A 2,408-nucleotide genomic window follows, 5' to 3' on the forward strand; every position below is an offset into this window, starting at 1 on the left:
GCCATCGGCGGCATCGCCATCGCCGTGCTGCTGAGCACCACCGCGATGGCACCGGCCGCGCTGCGCGCCACGCTGATCGCCTTGCTGCTGTTCAGCGACGTGGTCTCGCTCGCGAGCGCCGCGCTGATGCCGGCCGCGCATGCCACCGGCCGGCTGCTCGGGCCCGACACCTTCAAGTGGGCGCTGTGGCTCGCGCCCGCGATGCTGGCCGGCATCTGGTGGGGGCAGCGCTCTTTCAAGGGGGTGTCGCCCGAGCAGTTCAGGCGGCATGTGCTGAACCTGCTGATCGCGCTGGCGGCGGTCAGCGTGGTGCGGTCGGTGGTCGGGTTGGTCGGATGACCATCGCACCCGCGTCGTAGGCCTCGCAGTACACCGCCCAGTCCTTCGCCACCTGCGCGGCGCACTGCTGCGCGGCGTCGAGCAGGTCCGCGCGCCACGACTTCGCCGAGGCGCCGAAGTCGACCAGGGCATCCGCGATGGCCGAGCCCTGCCGGCCCGCGCTGCGCAACTGCGCCCAGGCCATGAGCTGCCCCATGTCGTCGAGCACCGCGCGGATGTCGGCAGGCCGCGTTCGGTTCACGTCGAGGCTCACGCGGTCCTCGCTGGGCTGCAGGCCGCGCAGCACATAAGAGCTCTTGCGCGTCACGATCGGATGCAGGAAGGCCATCGACACGGCCTGCATGCGGCGCTGCAGCGCGACCACGCGGTGCGCCTCCGATTCCCAGGCGGGCTGCGCCGTCTTCTTCAGGTGCGGCGCGAGCGAGGACGGCAGCGCCTGCTTCAGGTCGAGCAGGTAATTGGCATCGGGCGAGCCCTTGCCCTCGACCAGCACGATGTAGCGCTCCACGCCCAGGCTGCCGGTGCCGGCGATGCGGCGCGCCACGTCGAGCACCTCGAAGAAGCCCGGGTTGGGCTGCGAGGCCGCGAAGCGATCGACCAGCTTGACGACGCGCTCGCGCTGGGCTTCGCTCGCCGGCAGCGCGTGCTTGCCGTCGCTGCGAATCAGGCGCCGCCTTCCTTTGCGCTCGGTGCGCCGGTCGAGGAAGGCGGGGCGGGTGCGCGCCTTGAGGGTGTCGAGCAGTTCGCGCACGAGGCCGGTCGCGGTGTCGCGCTCGACCCAGCGGGCCTTGCCGAGCGCGAGCGCGCCCGCGTAGGCGTCGAGGAAGACCCTGCACAGCGCTGCGGACTCGGCGGCGCTGCGGCTGAGGCCGTCGCCGGCCACGAGGATGCTCGTGAGGAAGCGTACCAGTTCCCAGGTCACGGGCGCGAGCGCGGCCTCGTCGAAGTCGTTGAGGTCGAAATAGACCAGCCGGTTGTCGCCCTTGTAGCTGCCGAAGTTCTCGAGGTGCGCGTCGCCGCACAGCCAGGCCAGCGGCGCCTTGGCGAACAGCGCGCCCGAGGGCAGGCGGTCGTAGAACAGGTGGCAGGTGCCGCGCAGGAAGACGAAGGGGCTCGCGCGCAGGTTGGCGTATTTCATCGCCAGGCGTTCGGGGTCGCGGTCGGCGTTGAAGGCGCGGATGGTCTTGACGGCATTGGGCATGGTGCTTTGCTTCCCGCTTTCTTGGTGACGGGATTCTGCGGCCCCATGCCCAGCCGAAGCTGACCGGCGCGCTCGTAAGGTGTGAAGAAACCGCAGCGAGCGCCCCGAGGTCGCGCAGCAGGTCTATTCACACCTTGTCAGGCGATGCCGGCGGCCGTGAGCGGGTCGTAGTCGGCCGTGCGCAGCAGCGCATGCAATTGCCGCCGGCGCACGCCCATGTTGCCGCCATCGAAAAGCGGCAGCGCGATCGCGTCCTGCAGCAGGCCCGCGAGCGGCAGTTCGTGGTCGTAGCTGTCGATGCCCACCACGCGCATCAGGTCGGTGATGACGCGCACGGCGGCTTCGGAGCCGAAGATCTTCGACTGCAGCGCGAGCTCGAGCGCGCCGGGCAGTTGGCGATCGATCGCATCGCAGGCCTTCCAGCCCAGGGCGCGCGCGGCCTCGATGGTGGTCTTGGCGTCGGCCAGCGCATAGCCCACGGCCTGGTGCTCGACGATCGGCAGCGCGCCGCCGCGGCATTCGGTCTTCGCGAAGCGCAGCGCCACGTCGAAGGCCGCGCGCATCAGCCCCACGCCCATGATGCCGACCAGCGCCGCGGTGCCAGAGAAGCTGGCCTCGACGATGTCGCGCGCGCCGCCCACCGGGCCGACCACGTCGGCGTCGGGCACGGCCACGCCCTCAAGCCTGAAGCGCGGCACGAGGTGCGCGCGGTGGCCCATGGCATCGATGTCGTGCAGCGGCACCAGGCCCGGCGCGCCACGCCGCACCACGAGGATCGAGAGCGCGGCCTCGGGCGGCGCCTCGGGGTCGGTGCGGCAGACCACGCTGAGCAGGTCGGCGCCCTCGCCGTCCCAGCCGGTGGCGGCCG

At 71.4% G+C, this 2,408-nt stretch carries 3 protein-coding genes; 1 reads left to right on the top strand and 2 read right to left on the bottom strand.

Annotated elements, in window-relative coordinates:
* On the top strand, nucleotides 1–339 hold a 339-nt coding region (locus AC27VN_RS38970; RefSeq protein ID WP_490880137.1), incomplete at its 5' end, for a TSUP family transporter.
* Here the strand turns inward: AC27VN_RS38970 and AC27VN_RS38975 are convergent.
* Entirely contained in the window at nucleotides 302–1,540 is a 1,239-nt protein-coding gene (locus AC27VN_RS38975; RefSeq protein ID WP_490880138.1) for a DUF2252 domain-containing protein, read from the bottom strand. The two genes, AC27VN_RS38970 and AC27VN_RS38975, sit on opposite strands and share 38 nt — an antisense overlap.
* A 137-nt stretch (nucleotides 1,541–1,677) precedes the next feature.
* Nucleotides 1,678–2,408: acyl-CoA dehydrogenase family protein (locus tag AC27VN_RS38980; protein ID WP_490880139.1), on the bottom strand; the 731-nt coding region annotated here is incomplete at its 5' end.

The sequence above is a fragment of the Variovorax sp. 20P10.2.4 genome (assembly GCF_058244205.1).